The sequence below is a fragment of the Methanoculleus sp. MH98A genome, assembly GCF_000691865.1.
In the GTDB taxonomy this organism is placed as follows: domain Archaea; phylum Halobacteriota; class Methanomicrobia; order Methanomicrobiales; family Methanoculleaceae; genus Methanoculleus.
The window spans coordinates 1-665 of record NZ_JMIO01000182.1 but is presented as its reverse complement, the minus strand read 5'-3'; the positions used below and the strand labels follow the sequence as shown (position 1 = coordinate 665).

Genomic DNA, 665 nt, shown 5'->3' with positions numbered 1-665 from the left:
ATGTTTCATCAAGATATGCTAATGTTGGCAATGTGTCAGTTAGCTTCTTAGAACCTACAGATCGGATTAAAGTAAAACCAATCGGGGCAAATCGGTACTCCTTTGAGGATAACATAGAAGGGTTCCAATACGTATTTGATATCGGCTATAAGGACTATTCAATAACGGCTGAGAAAGACGTCATACCATATTTGTTGGTAAAGCAAGACACCAAAAATTTCACTGTGGTTGAAAACACTACAATTCGAGTGGAACTGAGCCCGAAAACTCTAAAACCAACATTAATCTCACAATTATTTTTCTTGATAGTAGTGTTTGGAGGGATCGGATGTTTGATAGCAATTTGGCTTCAAAAATACGCTTGGGGTAATCAAAAGTAATTCACACAATCATTCCGTGTCTGTTAAGCGTTTACTTCAGTAGACTCGGCCATGGTCAACCCCTCTGGAATTTGAAGTTTTTCTGTGATGTCATTTTCCACGATGCCCTCTACTGTGCGGCATGCTTGATGGCGCTCGTCGAGGAGGCCACAAGGAAAGTGGACGAGTCGACGGAGGAGGCGAAGCGGAGTGAAGATTATCTGGAACTGTTGAAACAGTTAAGAAAAGACTTGGGGCTGATCAAATAATGGCTATCTAAATTCTACCAATGGATATTTTTTTGAT

At 40.6% G+C, this 665-nt stretch carries 1 protein-coding gene; it reads left to right on the top strand.

The genetic code is table 11. The features are described from left to right. Window positions 1-380: hypothetical protein (locus EI28_RS15115; RefSeq protein ID WP_231476828.1), on the top strand; the 380-nt coding region annotated here is incomplete at its 5' end. Window positions 381-665: the final 285 nt, after the last annotated feature.